The organism is Streptomyces sp. YIM 121038, from assembly GCF_006088715.1.
Taxonomy (GTDB): Bacteria; Actinomycetota; Actinomycetes; order Streptomycetales; family Streptomycetaceae; genus Streptomyces.
In genome coordinates this window covers 4,461,097-4,477,971 of record NZ_CP030771.1, presented here as the reverse complement: position 1 = coordinate 4,477,971, position 16,875 = coordinate 4,461,097, and the positions used below count along the sequence as shown (strand labels likewise).

The 16,875-nt window shown below is 72.7% G+C and carries 14 protein-coding genes; 8 read left to right on the top strand and 6 right to left on the bottom strand.

From position 1 onward, the window contains the following. Positions 1-136: 136 nt before the first annotated feature. From C9F11_RS18680 to C9F11_RS18665, 4 genes are all read left to right on the top strand, one after another. A complete protein-coding gene (locus tag C9F11_RS18680) occupies positions 137-1,117 on the top strand; it encodes a DUF3027 domain-containing protein (protein ID WP_138960374.1) in 981 nt (326 codons plus the stop codon). 124 nt (positions 1,118-1,241) lie between these two features. Continuing rightward, positions 1,242-4,430, top strand: a complete 3,189-nt coding sequence (locus tag C9F11_RS18675) for a molecular chaperone Hsp90 (RefSeq protein ID WP_138960373.1) — start codon at positions 1,242-1,244, stop codon at positions 4,428-4,430. A 141-nt stretch (positions 4,431-4,571) separates the two neighbouring features. Further along, complete coding sequence (locus C9F11_RS18670) at positions 4,572-5,399, top strand: calcium-binding protein (RefSeq protein ID WP_138960372.1); 828 nt, start codon at positions 4,572-4,574, stop codon at positions 5,397-5,399. Between the two features lie 42 nt (positions 5,400-5,441). After that, a complete protein-coding gene (locus tag C9F11_RS18665; protein ID WP_138960371.1) occupies positions 5,442-6,221 on the top strand; it encodes a calcium-binding protein in 780 nt (259 codons plus the stop codon). Between the two features lie 4 nt (positions 6,222-6,225). Here C9F11_RS18665 and C9F11_RS18660 read toward each other — a convergent pair whose 3' ends face one another. Further along, positions 6,226-8,628, bottom strand: a complete 2,403-nt coding sequence (locus tag C9F11_RS18660; protein WP_138960370.1) for an HAD-IC family P-type ATPase — start codon at positions 8,626-8,628, stop codon at positions 6,226-6,228. 81 nt (positions 8,629-8,709) lie between these two features. Further along, on the bottom strand, positions 8,710-8,985 hold the full coding sequence (locus C9F11_RS18655) for a DUF2530 domain-containing protein (RefSeq protein ID WP_138960369.1): 276 nt from the start codon (positions 8,983-8,985) through the stop codon (positions 8,710-8,712). Positions 8,986-9,188: 203 nt separating this feature from the next. Here C9F11_RS18655 and C9F11_RS18650 point away from each other — a divergent pair, with 203 nt between their 5' ends. Then, complete coding sequence (locus tag C9F11_RS18650) at positions 9,189-10,637, top strand: NCS2 family permease (protein ID WP_138960368.1); 1,449 nt, start codon at positions 9,189-9,191, stop codon at positions 10,635-10,637. Between the two features lie 65 nt (positions 10,638-10,702). Here the strand turns inward: C9F11_RS18650 and C9F11_RS18645 are convergent, their stop codons facing one another. Further along, positions 10,703-10,879: a ribbon-helix-helix protein, CopG family gene (locus tag C9F11_RS18645; RefSeq protein WP_138960367.1), complete on the bottom strand. Its 177-nt coding sequence runs from the start codon at positions 10,877-10,879 to the stop codon at positions 10,703-10,705. A 167-nt stretch (positions 10,880-11,046) separates the two neighbouring features. Here C9F11_RS18645 and C9F11_RS18640 point away from each other — a divergent pair, with 167 nt between their 5' ends. Next, positions 11,047-11,484 (top strand): MarR family transcriptional regulator, encoded by a 438-nt coding sequence (locus tag C9F11_RS18640; protein WP_138960366.1) that lies wholly within the window; start codon positions 11,047-11,049, stop codon positions 11,482-11,484. Between the two features lie 86 nt (positions 11,485-11,570). After that, the gene (locus C9F11_RS18635) at positions 11,571-12,917 is read left to right on the top strand and encodes an MFS transporter (protein ID WP_138960365.1); all 1,347 of its coding nucleotides are present in this window, start codon (positions 11,571-11,573) and stop codon (positions 12,915-12,917) included. Between the two features lie 48 nt (positions 12,918-12,965). On the opposite strand, the gene C9F11_RS18630 is transcribed toward C9F11_RS18635, so the two are convergent. Next, positions 12,966-13,505 (bottom strand): GNAT family N-acetyltransferase, encoded by a 540-nt coding sequence (locus C9F11_RS18630; RefSeq protein WP_138960364.1) that lies wholly within the window; start codon positions 13,503-13,505, stop codon positions 12,966-12,968. Between the two features lie 17 nt (positions 13,506-13,522). Here C9F11_RS18630 and thpR point away from each other — a divergent pair, with 17 nt between their 5' ends. Next, positions 13,523-14,092: an RNA 2',3'-cyclic phosphodiesterase gene (thpR, locus tag C9F11_RS18625; RefSeq protein ID WP_138960363.1), complete on the top strand. Its 570-nt coding sequence runs from the start codon at positions 13,523-13,525 to the stop codon at positions 14,090-14,092. 770 nt (positions 14,093-14,862) lie between these two features. Here the strand turns inward: thpR and C9F11_RS18615 are convergent. Then, entirely contained in the window at positions 14,863-15,855 is a 993-nt protein-coding gene (locus tag C9F11_RS18615) for an aldo/keto reductase (protein ID WP_138960361.1), read from the bottom strand. 68 nt (positions 15,856-15,923) lie between these two features. Continuing rightward, positions 15,924-16,511 (bottom strand): Uma2 family endonuclease, encoded by a 588-nt coding sequence (locus tag C9F11_RS18610; RefSeq protein ID WP_138960360.1) that lies wholly within the window; start codon positions 16,509-16,511, stop codon positions 15,924-15,926. Positions 16,512-16,875: the final 364 nt, after the last annotated feature.

Here is a 16,875-nt window from a genome sequence, read left to right as displayed (position 1 = left end):
ATCCCGCAGAATGGATGGCGTAGGCGCGCCCGTGACGTCGGGCGCGGACGTCGACGCGGCCCCCTGGTCCGCTCCGTCCGTGCCCCCGCGTAAGGGTGGCGCACCCGTGAGACGGCGTAGGAGAGAAGCGATACCTGTGAGCGCAGCGACAACGCGAAGCCGCACCCAGCGCACCCCGCGTACCCCCGACCGCCTCTGCGCCGAGGCCGTCGGGTTCGCCCGGGCCGCGGCCGAGGAGGCCGCCGCGCCGGGGGTGGTCGGTGAGCATGTCGAGGTCGTCGTGGAGGGCGACCGCGTCGTCACGCATCTCTTCGAGTGCAAGGAGCTGGGCTACCGCGGCTGGCGCTGGGCGGTGACCGTGGCCCGCGCCTCCCGCGCGAAGGTCGTCACGCTCGACGAGACCGTGCTGCTGCCGGGCCCTGACGCGCTCCTGGCGCCCGAGTGGGTGCCGTGGAGCGAGCGGCTGCGCCCCGGCGACATGGGCCCGGGCGACCTCCTGCCGACGGACGCCGAGGACCTGCGCCTGGAGCCCGGCTACTCCGGCGAGGACGCGCCGCCGCCGAACTCCGTCCTGTCGCAGGAGCTGGCCGAGCGCGCCGACGCGGAGTACGCCGATGCGGAGTACGCCGACGCCACGGACGGCACGGACACCGTCCGGGACACGGACGCCACCGCCACCGACGCCGTGCCCGCCCGCGGCTCCCTCGCGGCCCTCGCCGAGGAGCTCGGCATGCGCCGCGCCCGGGTGCTCTCCCGGTACGGCCTGCACACCTCCGCCGACCGCTGGGACGAGGGGTACGGCGCGAAGACGCCGATGGCGCAGGCCGCGCCCGCGTCCTGTGTGAGCTGTGGCTTCCTGGTGCCCATCGGGGGCTCGCTCGGGCAGGCCTTCGGCGTGTGCGCGAACGAGTTCGGTCCCGCTGACGGCCACGTGGTCTCGCTCGCGTACGGCTGCGGCGGGCACTCCGAGGCCGCGGTCATGCCGAAGCCGCCGCGCCCCGCCCCGCCGGTCCTGGACGAGACGAGGGTCGACGAGCTGCCGCTGCGGCCCGCCCCCGACTCCGGCTCGGTCCCGCCCGCCGACCCGGGGGCGAACGAGGACCTGGGCCACTCCTAGCCGCCACGGCTCCTGTGCCGCCACGGCTTCCGCGGCGAGGGCGCGGCCCGAGCCCCCGGAGGGCGCCCGGCGCGGGACGCGATACGGTTCGCCCCCACAGCCAACCGGAGAAGGGCGACGAACCGTGAGCAAGACCGTGCGGCCTGCCACCGAGGGCACCGACCCGTTCGGCACCGCCCGTCTGCGCCGCTCCGTGCTCGAGGCCTGGGCGGCGAGCCCGGCCCGGTTCCGGGAGGACGCCAACGCCGAGGAGGACCTGGCCCTCGGCGGCTACCGCGACCGCCTGGTCGTCGAGCTCGCGCAGAACGCCTCGGACGCGGCCGCCCGGGCGGGCGTGCCGGGCCGGCTCGCGCTCACCCTCCAGGACGGCGTCCTCGCCGCGGCGAACACCGGCGCCCCGCTGGACGCGGCGGGCGTGGAGTCCCTGGCGACGCTCAGGGCGTCCGCGAAGCGGGAGGGCGACGCCCTGCGGCGGACCACCGGACGCTTCGGCGTGGGCTTCGCCGCCGTCCTCTCCGTGTCGGACGAGCCCGCCGTGGTGGGCCGTACCGGAGGGGTGCGCTGGTCCCTCGCGGAGGCCCGCGAACTGGCCGCCGAGACGGCCAGGTTCAGCCCGGGCCTCGGCGACGAGGTGCGGCGGCGCGACGGCCACGTACCGCTGCTGCGGCTTCCGCTCGCGGCCGAGGGCAGCGCTCCGGACGGATACGACACGGTCGTGATCCTGCCGCTGCGGGACGTCGCCGCCGAGGACCTGGTCACGCGGCTGCTGGCCGGCATCGACGACGCGCTGCTGCTCGCGCTGCCCGGCCTGGAGGAGGTCTCCGTCCGCACCCCGGACGGCACGACCCGGGTCCTGCGCCGCTCCACCGACGGCGCGGACACCGTCGTGGCGGACACCCGGAAGGGCACGACGCGCTGGCGCACCGTCACCCGTGCAGGGGAGCTGGACACGCGGCTGCTCGCGGACCGCCCCGTGGAGGAACGCCTCCGCCCGTACTGGCAGCTCACCTGGGCCGTGCCGGTGGGCGACGACGGCACGCCCGGGGCGCCGAGGACGAGCCCGGTGCTGCACGCGCCGACCCCCAGCGACGAGCCGCTCGGCGTGCCCGCGCTGCTGATCGGCACGTTCCCGCTGGACACCAGCCGCCGCCACGCCGCGCCGGGGCCGCTCACGGACTTCCTGGTGGAGCGGGCGGCGGACGCGTACGCCGAACTGCTCGCCGGGTGGCGGCCGGTGACGGAGGCGGTCATCGGCCTGGTGCCGGGGCCGCTCGGCCGCAGCGAGCTGGACGGCGCGCTGCGGCAGGCCGTGCTCGACCGGCTGCCGCGCACCGCGTTCCTGCCGCCCGCCGCGGCTCCGGTGCGCGGGCCCGCCGACGGCCGGGCGCCCGAGCCCGCCGACGAGTGGGCGCAGGACGCGGCCCCCGAGGCGCTGCGGCCGCGTGACGCGGAGGTCGTGGAGGGCGCGGGCGCGGACACCGTGCGGGTGCTCGCCGAGGTCCTGCCCAGTCTGCTGCCCGCGGGCCTGGAGCGCCGGGGCGAGCTGCGCACGCTCGGCGTCGCCCGGGTGCCGCTGACCGAGGCGGTCGACCGGCTCGCGGGCCTGGAGCGGGAGCCGTCCTGGTGGCGGCGCCTGTACGACACCCTCGCCGGTGTCGACCCCGACCGGCTCTCGGGGCTGCCCGTGCCGCTGGCGAGCGGGCGTACGACGATCGGGCCGCGCCAGGTCCTGCTGCCCGCGCCGGGGGACGCGACCGCGCCCGCGGCCCTGGCCAGGCTCGGCCTGAAGGTCGCCCACGCGGACGCCGCGCATCCGCTCCTGGAGAAGCTCGGCGCGCTGCCCGCCACGCCCCGCGCGGTCCTGACGACGCCCCAGGTGCGGGCGGCGGTGGCCGCTTCGCTCGACGACGACTCCTGGTACGACGGTCTCGACGAGCGGGCCGGCCTTGCCGCCGACGAGCTCGCCGACCTCGTGCTCGGCCTCGTCCGCGACGCCGACCTCGCGCCCGGCGACGAGCCCTGGCTCGGCGCGCTCGCGCTGCCCGACGAGGACGGCGAGCCCGCGCCCGCCGGTGAACTCGTGCTGCCCGGCAGCGCGTTCGCCGAGGTCATGCGCGAGGGCGAGCTGGCCTTCGTGGACGCGGACGTCGCCGGGCGGTGGGGCGAGCAGCCGCTGGCCGCCTGCGGGGTCCTCGCCTCCTTCACCCTCGTACGCGCCACGGACGTGGTCCTCGACCCGGACGACCTGGAGCCCCGCGACGGGGACTTCGCCGAGCCCGACGACGCGGGCCTCCTGGACGCGGTCGACGTGTGGTGCGAGGACGTGCTCGACCGCCTTCCGGACACGGCGGTGCCGCCCGTGGCCACGGAGATCGTGGCGGTGCGGGACCTGGACCTGGTGGCCGACGACCAGTGGCCGCGCGCGCTCGCGCTGCTGTCCCGGCCGCCGCTGCGGGACGCCCTCACCCAGCCGGTGCGGGTGCTGCTCCCGGACGGCACGACGGAGAGCGTGCGCCCGTACACGGCCTGGTGGCTGCGCGGCCACCCGGTCCTGGACGGCCGCCGCCCGGCCGGTCTGCGGGCGGCGGGCGGCGATCCGCTGCTCGACGGCCTGTACGACTCCGCCGACGCGGCCGGGTTCGACGACGAGCAGGTGCTGCGCGCGCTCGGCGTCCGGACGTCCGTGGGCGCGCTGCTCGCCGAGCCCGGCGGCGCCGCCGAGCTGCTCGACCGGCTCGCGGACCCGGAGCGGACCGTTTCCCCGGCGCAGCTGCACGCCCTGTACGGGGCGCTGGCCGACGTCGACCCGGAGCAGGTCACGCTGCCGGACGAGGTGCGGGTGGTCCTGGGCGGCGAGGGCGGTGAGGTCATGTGCGTCGACACCGGGGACGCGGTGGTCGCGGACGTTCCCGACCTGCTGCCGCTGACGGCGGGCCTGCCGCTGCTTCCCGTGGCCCCGTCGCGGGCCGGTGACCTCGCGGAGCTGCTCCAGGCGGAGCGGCTGAGCGCGTACGTGCGGGCGGAGGTGGACCCCGCGTCGGGCGTGGAGCACGAGGTGCCCGAGTCCGTGCGGGTCCTGCTCGGCCCGGCCACCCCGGCGACGTACCGCGAGCACGAGGAGCTCGTCGTGGACGGCGTGGACCTGGAGTGGCGCCGCACCCCCGACGGCACGGTGCACGCCGCGACCGTGGAGGGCGTCGCCGCGGGCCTGGCCTGGGCGGCCCGCCAGTGGCCGCGCCGCTTCGAGGTGGCCGCGCTCCTTGAGGACCCGTCGCGGACGGGCGAACTGGCGCGGGACCGCTGGTTCGACTAGCCCGGCCAGCGGTTTTCACGGAACGTACAACCTTTGGCCATGGGTGTGGGTCTGATCTGGGAGTCAACAGACTCCTAGATCGATCGGTCCCCGTGTGACGGCTGCGGCACCACGGGGCCCCTTCCTTCCTCAGGGGAGAACATGCGCATCCGTGCCACCGTGGCCGCCGTCTCCGGCGCCCTGGCCCTGTCCGCCCTTCTCGCTCCGGCCGCGCAGGCCGCGGGGCCGGACGTCACCGCTCTGCCGAAGAACGCGCAGAAGGGCGACACCAAGATCACCAAGGCGGTGGTCAACGGCGGCAAGGACATCGTGGTCGGCACCACCGCCAAGAAGAAGTTCACCATCGCCGTCACCGCGACCGACGCCAAGGGCATCGCGGGCGGCGGCGGTCTCCTGTGGCACGGCCGGAAGTTCGACGACCAGAACCTCAGCGGCGTGCTCGCCCCGGTCGCCGACGAGAAGTGCAAGAAGCTCAGCGCCACCAGCGCGACCTGCACGGTGAGCATCACGGTGAACCCGAAGGCCTCCTGGGACGAGAACGGCCTCGCCAACCACATGGCGGGCGGCGGCTGGAAGCTCTTCGCCGCCGCGGGCGGCACGGACGACGACTACGTCATCCGCACGGCGTACAAGACGGGCATCCACCTCAAGCGTGCCGCGCGGCTCACCGTCAACGCCTCGCCGGAGCCGGTGCGGAAGGGCGAGACGATCACGGTCGCGGGCGCCCTGACCCGGGCCAACTGGGACACCAGGAAGTACGCGGGTTACACGCAGCAGCCCGTGCGGCTCCAGTTCAAGAAGAAGGGCGCGAGCGGCTACTCGACGCTCAAGACGGTGAAGTCCGACGCCAAGGGCAACCTGAGGACCACCGTGAAGGCTTCCGCCGACGGCACCTTCCGCTATGTCTTCGCGGGTACGTCGACCACCCCGGCCGTCACCTCCGCGGGCGACGCCGTCGACGTCCGCTGACGCTGCCTCCGTACCCCACCAGCACTCCTGAGGAACCACCCCATGCGCATCCGCACCACCGTGGCCGCCGTCTCCGGCGCCGTCGTCCTCTCCGGTCTCGCCCTCCCGGCCGCCCAGGCCGCCGACACGCACAAGGGCCACACCAAGATCACGAAGGTCGTCGTCAACGGCGGCAAGGACATCGTGCTCGGCACGTCCGACAAGAAGATCACGATGACCGTCACGGGCACCGACCCGAAGGGCATCAAGGACGGCTTCGTCGCGCTGTGGTACGGCAAGAAGCTCGACTGGAGCCGCCTGGACGGCATGCTGAGCCCGGCGAAGGACCCCCGCTGCACCAAGATCGACGCGAAGCGGGCCACCTGCAAGATCGTCACCGTCGCCCACCCGAGCGGCCTCAAGAACAGCACCGCGGGGACCTGGAACGTGGTGGCCGGCCTGCTCGGCAAGGGCCGGGCCGAGAACCACGTCATCAAGGAGAAGTACAAGACCGCCCGCGTCCTGCGCGCCGCCAAGCTCACGGCCGACGCCTCCCCGGAGCCGACGGGGAAGGGCGAGACCATCACCGTGTCCGGCGCCCTGACGCGGGCGAACTGGGAGTCCCGGACGTACGCGGGCTACACCGGGCAGCCGGTGAAGCTCCAGTTCAAGGCGGCGGGCGCGAGTGCTTACACGACGGTCAAGACCGTGAAGTCGGGGGCGAAGGGGCAGCTGAAGGCCACCGTGAAGGCGTCCGTGGACGGGACCTTCCGGTATGTGTTCGGCGGGTCGGCTTCGTCCCCGGCCGTGGTGTCGGCCGGGGACTTCGTCGACGTGCGCTAGGCGGTCACGCCGCGAAGCGGCGGTCGACCCAGCGGAAGGCGAACTCCGTCGCCGCCGAGGCGACCGCCGCGATCGCGACCGCCGCCCACGGCATCGTCGTACCGACCAGCTTCAGGGCGAAGAAGTCCTGGAGGTAGGGGATGGTCAGGACCAGCAGGAAGCCCAGGCCCATGGCCGCCACCAGGCAGATCCGCCACCAGGTGTACGGGCGGGCGATGATCGCCAGGACCCACAGCGAGACCAGGAAGAGCGTGAGCGTGGCCGCGCTGGTCTCGGCCTCGCGGGCCCCGTCGCCCACGTAGTGGTGGCGGGCGAGCAGATACGTGGCGAAGGTGGAGAGGGCCGCGATGATGCCGCCGGGCAGCGCGTAGCGCATGACTCTGCGGACGAAGTGCGGCTTGGCGCGCTCCTTGTTGGGGGCGAGCGCCAGGAAGAAGGCCGGGACGCCGATCGTCAGGGTGGACAGGAGCGTCAGGTGGCGCGGCAGGAACAGGTACTCCACCTGGGAGCAGACCACCAGCAGGGCGATGACGACGGAGTAGACCGTCTTCACCAGGAACAGCGTGGCCACACGGGTGATGTTGCCGATGACCCGGCGGCCCTCCGCCACCACTGACGGCAGCGTCGCGAAGCTGTTGTTGAGCAGCACGATCTGGGCGACCGCCCGCGTCGCCTCCGAGCCCGAGCCCATGGACACGCCGATGTCCGCGTCCTTCAGGGCCAGGACGTCGTTCACGCCGTCGCCCGTCATGGCGACCGTGTGGCCCTTGGACTGGAGCGCGCCCACCATGTCCCGCTTCTGCTGCGGGGTCACGCGGCCGAAGACGGAGTTGGCGTCGAGCTCCTGCGCCATCGCCGCCTCCTCCTTGGGCAGCTGCCGCGCGTCCACCGTGTTCTCGGCGCCGGGCAGGCCCAGTTTGGCCGCGACCGCGCCCACGGAGACCGCGTTGTCACCGGAGATGACCTTGGCCTGGACGTCCTGCTCGGCGAAGTAGCGCAGGGTGTCGGCGGCGTCGGGCCGCAGCCGCTGCTCCAGGACGACCAGGGCCGTGGGGCGCGCCCCCGCGGCGAGGTCGGGGGCGTCCAGGTCGCCCGCGGCGCGGGCGAGGAGCAGCACGCGCAGGCCCTGGTGGTTGAGGTCCTCGACCTCGTCGAGCGCCGGGTCCCCGGCGGGAAGCAGCACGTCGGGCGCGCCGAGCAGCCAGGTCGAGCTCTCGCCGTCGCTCTCGCTGAAGCTGGCGCCGCTGTACTTGCGGGCGGAGGAGAACGGCAGCGACTCGGTGCAGCGCCACTCCTCGCTGTCGGGGTAGGCGTCGATGATGGCCTGGAGGGAGGCGTTCGGGCGCGGGTCCGACTCCCCGAGGGCGCCGAGGACCTTGCGTACGTAGGTCTCGTCCGAGCCGTTCAGGGGGCGCAGCTCGGTGACGTCCATGCCGCCCTCGGTGAGCGTGCCCGTCTTGTCGAGGCAGACGGTGTCCACGCGCGCGAGGCCCTCGATGGCCGGGAGCTCCTGCACCAGGCACTGCTGGCGGCCGAGGCGGATGACGCCGATCGCGAAGGCCACGGAGGTGAGCAGGACCAGGCCTTCGGGGATCATCGGGACGATGCCGCCGACCGTGTACGCGATCGACTCCTTGAAGTTGTCGTCCTTGACGACGAGCTGGGAGATGACCAGGCCGATCGAGGTCGGGATCATCAGCCACGTCACGTACTTGAGGATCGTGGAGATGCCGGAGCGCAGCTCGGAGTGGACGAGGGTGAAGCGGCTCGCCTCCTCGGCGAGCTGGGCGGCGTAGGCCTCGCGGCCCACCTTGGTCGCGGTGAAGGCGCCGCCGCCCGCGACCACGAACGAGCCCGACATCAGCTTGTCGCCGGGCTTCTTCAGGACCGGGTCGGCCTCACCGGTCAGCAGGGACTCGTCGACTTCGAGGCTGTCGGACTCGACCGTCTCGCCGTCCACGACGATCTTGTCGCCGGGGCCCAGCTCCACCAGGTCGCCGAGGACGATCTCGGAGGTGGAGATCTCGGCGGCCACGCCGTCGCGCCGGACCGTCGGCTTGGCCTCGCCTATGACGGCGAGCCCGTCGAGGGTCTTCTTGGCGCGCAGCTCCTGGATGATGCCGATGCCGGTGTTCGCGACGATCACGAAGCCGAAGAGGCTGTCCTGGATCGGCGCGACGAACAGCATGATCGCCCAGAGCACGCCGATGATCGCGTTGAAGCGCGTGAAGACGTTGGCCCGGACGATCTCGGCGGTGGAGCGGCTGCTGCGGACCGGTACGTCGTTGACCTCGCCGCGGGCGACCCGCTCGGCCACCTCGGCGGCACTGAGGCCGGTGGCGCGTCCTGTCGGCGGTGGCACCGGGTGGACCGGATCGAGCTCGGCGCCCGCGTCGATATGCGTCATGCCTTCGACGGTAAGGGGGGATCAGGGGCTTCACCCCTTGAATGTCTGAAAGATCCGACCACGGTAGGAGGGGGTTTGCCCTCAGGTCGCATCCCGTACTGCGGCGGTACGAGAGGCCTCCGCCCGCTTGATGGCCGCCTCGCGGCCCCGCACGTACCAGATGCCGATCAGGCCGAGGCCGCCGCCCGCGAGGCAGGTCCACACCCACCAGGTGGCGTCGCGGTCGTCGAACCAGCCGTAGAACGGCAGCTGGGCCAGGAAGAGGACGAACCAGATGGCCGTGCCGCCGGTGATGGTGGCGACGACGGGCCCTTCCAGGGGCTCCGGCGCCTCGTGCTTGGGTGTCCACTTCGCCATGCCCTCAGCTTAGACGGGGCCCCCACCGGCCCTGAGCGCGCTCCGGGACCCCTTGTGCCCCAAGGCTCTACGCGCGGAGATAGCCATTTCACGCTCATGTATTCATACTGAAACGGCTTCTTAATGGCCGGTTGCTTTCGTATGAAGATACAAATTCGTGCAAGCTCGGCTTATCCCGTTCAACAGAGGTCATGAGGTCCCGCATGTCCCCCTCGGCCACCGCTCCGGTCGACGCCAAGCAGCCGCCCCCGAATCCCCCGCAGGGCGGGCTCGACGGGTTCTTCAAGATCTCGGAGCGGGGCTCGACCCTGGCGCGGGAAGTGCGCGGCGGCTTCGCCACCTTCTTCGCGATGGCGTACATCATCGTGCTCAACCCGATCATCCTGGGCAGCGCGAAGGACATGTACGGCCACCAGCTGGACAACAAGCAGCTGGTCACCGCCACCGTGCTCACCGCCGCGTTCACCACGCTGCTCATGGGCGTCATCGGCAACGTCCCGATCGCGCTCGCGGCCGGGCTCGGCGTGAACACCGTGGTGGCGCTCCAGCTCGCGCCCCGCATGTCCTGGCCGGACGCCATGGGCATGGTGGTGCTCGCGGGCTTCGTGGTGATGCTGCTCGTCGCCACCGGGCTGCGGGAGCGGGTGATGAGCGCGGTGCCGCTCGGCCTGCGCAAGGGCATCGCGATCGGCATCGGCCTGTTCATCATGCTGATCGGCCTGGTCGACGCGGGCTTCGTCTCGCGCATCCCGGACGCCGCCCACACCACCGTGCCGCTCCAGCTCGGCGGCGACGGCCACCTCAACGGCTGGCCGGTGCTCGTCTTCGTCCTCGGCGTGCTGCTCACCCTCGCGCTCCTGGTGCGCAAGGTGCCGGGCGCGATCCTGCTCTCGATCGTCGTGATGACGGCTGTGGCCATGATCGTCCACGCGGTCGCCGACGTGCCCTCCTGGGGCCTGACGACCCCCGAGTGGCCCGGCAACCCGGTCGCGACGCCGGACTTCGGGCTCGTCGGCGAGATCAGCCTGTTCGGCGGCTTCGAGAAGGTCGGCGTCCTCACCGGCGTCCTGTTCGTCTTCACCGTGCTGCTCTCGTGCTTCTTCGACGCGATGGGCACGATCATGGGCATCGGCGACGAGGCCCACCTCACCGACGACAAGGGGGACTTCCCCGGCATCAACAAGGTCCTGTTCGTCGACGGCATCGCCGTCGCGGCGGGCGGCGCCTCGTCCTCCTCGGCCACCACCTGCTTCGTGGAGTCCACGGCGGGCGTCGGCGAGGGTGCCCGCACCGGCTTCGCCAACGTCGTCACCGGCGGCCTGTTCACCGTGGCGCTCTTCCTCACCCCGCTCGCCACGATGGTGCCCTCGCAGGCGGCGACGCCCGCCCTGCTCGCGGTCGGCTTCCTGATCCTGTCGGGCTCGATCGGGCAGATCGACTGGAGCGACTACACGATCGCGATCCCGGCGTTCGTGACGATGCTGATGATGCCGTTCACGTACTCGATCACGAACGGCATCGGCATGGGCTTCATCACCTTCACCGTCCTGCGCCTCGCGGCGGGGCGCGGCCGGGAGGTGCCGGTGGCCATGTACGTCGTGTCGGCCGTGTTCGCCTTCTACTACCTGATGCCCGCGCTCGACCTCACCTAGAGCCCCGCGGGCCCCTGAGGCCGCGCGCCGCGTCCGGGTCCCGAGCCCGGGCGCGGCGCGCGGCCTCAGGCGTAGAACCTCTCTGTCTCCTCGACGGACGACTTGAACCGTTCGTCGAAGTCATCACGGATGAGCGTCCGGACCACGTAGTCCTGGACGCTCATTCCCCTTTTGGCGGCGTGCTTCCGGAGCCGGTCGAGCAGCTCACTGTCTATCCGCAGGCTGAGCACTGTCGATGCCATGCCCGCCAGGGTCGCCGCCCCCGGACGGGCGATGCGTGACTTTCCGAATCCGGCTCACTCGTTCGGGTGACGAAAGGGTTCCGTGTTCCGGTTCCTGGGCAGGTCCCGCTTCCCGTGCGCGTAAACGCGGTGGTACTTAGCCTGAGTAATGAGTTACTCTAAAGACCATGCCGGACCTCTCCCATGGCGACGACGCCGCCGCCGTGAACTCACTGCGCTCCGCCGTGATGCGCCTCTCCCGTCGACTCAAGCACCAGCGGGTCGACGAGTCGCTGAGCCCCACCGAGATGTCGGTGCTCGGCACCCTCGCCCGCTGTGGCAACGCCACCCCGGGCGAGCTCGCCCGCAAGGAGCACGTGCAGCCGCCGTCGATGACCCGCATCGTCGCGCTGCTCGAAGCCAAGGGTCTGGTGCGGCTCGAACCGCACCCCGACGACCGCCGCCAGAAGGTGGTCACCCAGACCGAGCAGGCCGAGACCATGCTCGAGGAGAGCCGCAGAAAGCGGAACGCGTGGCTCGCGCGGCTCACCGAGGAGCTCGACGACGACGAGTGGGCGAAGCTCCGCGACGCCGCGCCCGTGCTGGAGAAGCTGGCCCACCTGTGACCGACTGACCACCGGCACGGCCCCCTCGGGGGCCGTGCCCCTCAGGGCCCCGCGCGGGCCCGGACCGCCAAAGGAGGCGAACCCCTTTGAGTACGGGATCCGGAGCAGACTCCGCCCCCGCACCAACCGCCCTCGACCCCTCTGTCCGCTCCAAGACCTCCATGTTCAGCTCGCTGCGGATCCGGAACTACCGGCTCTTCGCGGCCGGGGCCGTCGTGTCGAACACCGGCACCTGGATGGCCCGCATCACCCAGGACTGGCTGGTCCTCAGCCTCACCGGGTCCTCCGCGGCCGTCGGCATCACGACGGCCATGCAGTTCCTGCCGATGCTGCTCTTCGGCCTGTACGGCGGTGTGATCGCCGACCGCTTCGCCAAGCGGAACCTGCTCTTCGTCACCCAGGGAGCCATGGGCCTCGGCGGTCTGTTCCTGGCCGCGATGACCCTCACGGGCCACGTCCAGGTCTGGCACGTCTATGTGACGGCCTTCTTCACCGGCCTCGTCACCGTCGTCGACAACCCCACCCGCCAGTCCTTCGTCTCCGAGCTGGTCGGCCCGGACCAGGTGCGCAACGCCGTCAGCCTGAACTCGGCCAACTTCCAGTCCGCCCGCCTCGTCGGCCCCGCCGTCGCGGGCGTCGTGACCGCCGCCGTCGGACCCGGCTACGCCTTCCTGGCGAACGGCCTGTCCTTCCTCGCGCCGATCGCCGGTCTGCTGCTCATGCGCACCGGCGAACTGACCCGCAGCCCGCTCGCCCCGCGCCGCGGCAAGGGCCAGCTGCGCGAGGGCCTGACCTACGTGCGCGCGCACCCGGAGCTGATCTGGCCCATCGTCCTGATCGGTTTCATCGGCACGTTCGGCTTCAACTTCCCGATCTGGCTGAGCGCGTACGCCGACGACGTCTTCCACGGCGGCTCCGGCATGTACGCGGCGTTCACCACGCTGATGGCCGCCGGATCGCTGATCGGCGCGCTGCTCGCCGCCCGGCGCCGGACGTCCAGGCTGCGGATGCTCACCGCCACGGCGGGGCTCTTCGGCGCCGCCCTGATCGCCGTGGCCGCCGTGCCGAACGCGTACGTCTTCGCGGCGCTGCTCATCCCCGTCGGCGCGATCGGCCTGACCGTCAACGTCACCGCGAACTCCTCGGTGCAGATGGCCACCGACCCCGAGATGCGGGGCCGGGTGATGAGCCTGTTCATGATGGTGTTCGTCGGCGGCACCCCCTTCGGCGGGCCGCTCTTCGGCTGGCTCACCGACACCTACGGGGTCCGCGTGAGCTTCGCGCTCGGCGGGCTCGTCGTCGCCCTGGCCTCGCTCGGCGTCGGCCTGGGCCTGGCGCGCGCGGCCAACCTGCGCCTGCAGGTGGATCTGCGCCGGGGCCGCCAGCACGTGCGCTTCGTGCCGCGCGAGGTGGCGCTCGCCCCGGCGGCGTGAACCGGCCCCGGAGCCCCGGTCCCGTACGGGGCCGGGGCCGGGCCTTGCTCAGACCCGCATGGCGAGGACCTGGCCCGGCCAGGTGCCGTCCTTCGCCGTGAAGGTCTCCGTACGGACGAAACCGTTGCTCTCGTAGTACGCGACGAGCCTGCCGCCGTTGCCCGCGTAGCAGTCGACCCGCAGCAGGGACACGCCCTGGGCGCGGGTCTCGGCCGCGGCGCGGGCCAGCAGCGTCCTGCCCACGCCCAGGCCCGCGAAGCGCCCGGCGGTGGCGAGGTAGTGCACGTACCGCTCGGGCTCGTCGACCGGCGCCACGTAGCCGGTGGGGCTGTCGGTGAGCATCAGCATGCCCGCGGGCACCCCGTCCACCTCGGCGATCCACGGCGTGCCCGTGGCGAGGTACTTCTCCACGGACTCCACCACCCGCGGATTCGCCGACAGCGGCTCGGTGCCCCACTGCTTCGTGTACCCCTGCGCCACCAGCCACTCGGCGGCGCTGTCGAGCAGACCGAGGAACACGGGTACGTCCTCCGCGCCGCCCGTGCGTACGCGTATGGGGCCGGTGTGATCTGTGCTGTTGCTGTCCATCAGGGCAGGCTAGCCGCATGAGACTCTTCGTGGCGGTGCTGCCCCCGGAGCGCGTGGTGGCCGAACTCGACGGGCGCGTGGACGACTTGAAGCGGCTGCCCGACGCGGGGGCGCTGCGCTGGACCGAGCGTGCCGGGTGGCATCTGACGCTGGCCTTCCTCGGCGAGGTCGACGACGCGGTCGTGGCCGACCTCGGCGCGCGGCTCGGGCGGGCGGCCTGGCGCACCGCGCCGTTCGCGCTCGCGCTGCGCGGGGGCGGGCGGTTCGGGGACCGGGCGCTGTGGGCGGGGGTGGCCGGGGAGGCGGCCGCGCTGCGGCTGCTCGCGGAGCGGGTGTCCGCGGCGGGGCGCAGGGCCGGGGCCGGGCCCGGCGTGGACGCGGGGCGGGGCTTCCATCCCCACCTCACCCTGGCGCGGGGGCGGGGGGAGGTGGGGCTGCGGCCGTTCGTGGAGGGCCTTGGGGGGTTCTCGGGGGCGGAGTGGGAGGTGGGGGAGCTGGTGCTCGTCCGCAGCCACTTGCCCCGGGCCGGTCTGCAGGGGGCTCGCCCCCGCTACGAGCCCCTGTCCACCTGGCCCCTCCGCACCTGAGCCCCTCCCCACCGCTACCGCGGCGGGTTCTCTCCCACCGCCCCCACCCGTTGCCGCCCCGGCGACCCGGCCGGACCCCGACCTGGCGGCTTCCCCGCCGTCGCCCGCCGCTACCGCGGCGGGTTTTCCCCCACCGCCCCCACCCGTGCTGCCCCGGCGGCCTGGCCGGGCCCCGACCTGGCGGCTTTCCCGCCGTTGCCCACCGCCCCCATCTGTGCTGCCAGGGGGCGGGTGGGTGGGGTCTTGGCCTCTCCGGCTGGGGGTGATGTTGGTGGTGAGGGGCCCGTCGGTTGAGGGGAGCAGCGCTGTGGTGGGGCTGATTCAGCCCGTCCGGCGTTTGAGGACGAGCGCGTCAGCGCGGGGGTTCGCGGGCGGGGTGCCAGGGGCGGCAGCACCTGGTTCGGGGAGGGGTGGGGCTGGGGCGCTCCGTGGGGGATCCGCCGGGGCGGTTACGCTCGATGGCGTGGATCCCAAGACCAGGAACCGGATCATGGCCGGTGTGCTCGTGTTGATGTTCGTCGTGGTGGCACTGGCGGCGGCAGCCGGAAAGTAGCTGCCCCCGCCGCCGGGCGACGCGCGTACCGCGTACCGCGTACGACGGGCGTGGAGCGAGCCGGGTCGCACCGGGTCGCACCGGGCGGGACGGGATTCAGGCCTTCCTGCGCCAGCCGGAGCCGGAGCCGGGGCCGGGCCATGCCGGGCCAGGCCGTGAGCCGGGCCTCAGGGCCCGGGCTTAGCCCCAGCCCCGAGGCCCGGCACCGGCCCCCGTGCTACCAGGCGAACGCCTCCGGGGACGGGCCCGGGCCCGGGAAGATGTCGTCGAGGGACGCGCGGAGCTCCGCGGTCAGGTCGAGGTCGACCGCCCGGAGGGCCGACGCGAGCTGCTCGGCCGTGCGCGGCCCGACGATCGGCCCGGTGACGCCGGGGCGGGTGAGCAGCCACGCCAGGGCCACCTCGCCGGGCGCGAGGCCGTGCTCGTCGAGCAGGTCCTCGTAGGCCTGGATCCGCGCCCGCACCGCCCCGTCGGCCAGCGCCTCCGCGGCCCGGCCCTCGGTCCGCCGCCCGCCGTCGGCCTGCTTCTTCAGGACGCCGCCGAGCAGACCGCCGTGCAGCGGCGACCAGGGGATGACGCCGAGGCCGTACTCCCGCGCGGCCGGGACGACCTCCATCTCGGCGCGCCGCTCCGCGAGGTTGTACAGGCACTGCTCGCTGACGAGGCCGTAGCTGCCGAGGCGGCGCGCGGTCTCGTTGGCCTGGGCGATCTTGTAGCCGGGGAAGTTGCTCGACCCCGCGTACAGGATCTTGCCCTGCCGCACGAGGACGTCGATGGCCTGCCAGATCTCCTCGAACGGGGTGTTCCGGTCGATGTGGTGGAACTGGTAGACGTCGATGTGGTCGGTCTGGAGGCGGCGGAGCGAGGCCTCGACGGAGCGGCGGATGTTGACGGCCGAGAGGAGGTCGTGGTTGGGCCAGGGCGGGGCCCCGTCGGCGGCCATGCTGGCGTACACCTTCGTGGCGAGCACGACCTTGTCGCGCCGCCCGCCGCCCCGGGCGAACCAGCTGCCGATGATCTCCTCGGTGCGGCCCTTGTTCTCACCCCAGCCGTACACGTTGGCGGTGTCGAAGAAGTTGATCCCCGCGTTGAGCGCGGCGTCCATGATGGCGTGGCTGTCGGCTTCGTCCGTCTGCGGCCCGAAGTTCATGGTCCCGAGCGTGAGCCGGCTGACCTTGAGCCCCGTGCGTCCCAGCTGCGTGTACTTCATGGGGTCCAAGCCAACGGCTTGAAGTGCGCTCGAAGCAAGAGGCCCGGGGGAGCCGGGGGAGCCGGGGGTCAGTCGCGGGGGAAGCCGGCGGTGGTGAGGACGAGGTCGACGACCGTGCCTGTCAGGTCGACCTCGTCACCGAAGTCGGACTTGGAGACGGCCAGGTACTCGCCGTTCTTGGGGTTGGTGTAGACGTGGCAGCGGCCTTGGTACGGATCGGCGATGAGGTAGACGGGCACACCGGCGTCGGCATAGGTGGTCTTCTTCGGGCCGTAGTCGTTCCGCCCTGTGCCCCGGGAGATGACCTCCGCGACGAACTCCACGTCCTCGTAGCACCAGCGCCCTTCCGCGTCCGGCTTCGCTCCGTCGCGGAACCTCGCCACGTCCGGGCAGAAACCGTTCTGGTAGCCGGGGAAGTCGATGCGTACATCCGTCATCACCAGTGCATCACGGCCGAACCTGTCGTCCAGTGCGTAGAGGATCCTCCGGATGATCTGCCAGTGCACATTGCGCTGCGGCACCATGGCGACTGCCCCCTCGACAACCTCTGCCTTGATTCCCTCGGGGACCATCCGCTCGATCAGCTCGAACCACTGGTCCAGGCTCTCGGCGTTGTAGTCGGCCATGTCGATCCTGTCGTTCTCTACGACGGACATCGTGGCTCCTCCCCGGCCCCCGGGTGCGGGCAGCCGCGCAGTACAACGATACGCACGGAGGCGCGGTCACGCGCCGCCCAGCCACTCCGCCGCGGCCGGGCCGTGCGGGGCGGCCCGGCCGCGGCGGCGGTCCGTGGCAGCGGCACCTCCACGCCGGCCACCCTCGCGAACCGGCCACCCGCGCCGCCTGAACCCCTGGCCTGCGCAAACAGCATGACCCGCCGGGAATGGGCAGCGAATTGACGCGGGGTGAGGCGCCCGCGTCCAATGGACGCCGCGGCCGACACGCCGGGCTCGGGGGAGAACGAGCGCGGTGAGGACCGGCCCTGGGGGGAACACCATCCCGCCGCGTTGACCGGCGCGG

Excerpts from the sequence above, each read along its gene's own strand:
- C9F11_RS18670 (WP_138960372.1), top strand. The coding sequence starts at position 4,572 with ATGCGCATCCGTGCCACCGTGGCCGCCGTCTCCGGCGCCCTGGCCCTG.
- C9F11_RS18660 (WP_138960370.1), bottom strand. The coding sequence starts at position 8,628 with ATGACGCATATCGACGCGGGCGCCGAGCTCGATCCGGTCCACCCGGTG.
- C9F11_RS18610 (WP_138960360.1), bottom strand. The coding sequence starts at position 16,511 with ATGTCCGTCGTAGAGAACGACAGGATCGACATGGCCGACTACAACGCC.
- C9F11_RS18630 (WP_138960364.1), bottom strand. The coding sequence starts at position 13,505 with ATGGACAGCAACAGCACAGATCACACCGGCCCCATACGCGTACGCACG.
- C9F11_RS18655 (WP_138960369.1), bottom strand. The coding sequence starts at position 8,985 with ATGGCGAAGTGGACACCCAAGCACGAGGCGCCGGAGCCCCTGGAAGGG.
- C9F11_RS18665 (WP_138960371.1), top strand. The coding sequence starts at position 5,442 with ATGCGCATCCGCACCACCGTGGCCGCCGTCTCCGGCGCCGTCGTCCTC.
- C9F11_RS18645 (WP_138960367.1), bottom strand. The coding sequence starts at position 10,879 with ATGGCATCGACAGTGCTCAGCCTGCGGATAGACAGTGAGCTGCTCGAC.
- thpR (WP_138960363.1), top strand. The coding sequence starts at position 13,523 with ATGAGACTCTTCGTGGCGGTGCTGCCCCCGGAGCGCGTGGTGGCCGAA.
- C9F11_RS18650 (WP_138960368.1), top strand. The coding sequence starts at position 9,189 with ATGTCCCCCTCGGCCACCGCTCCGGTCGACGCCAAGCAGCCGCCCCCG.
- C9F11_RS18640 (WP_138960366.1), top strand. The coding sequence starts at position 11,047 with ATGCCGGACCTCTCCCATGGCGACGACGCCGCCGCCGTGAACTCACTG.
- C9F11_RS18615 (WP_138960361.1), bottom strand. The coding sequence starts at position 15,855 with ATGAAGTACACGCAGCTGGGACGCACGGGGCTCAAGGTCAGCCGGCTC.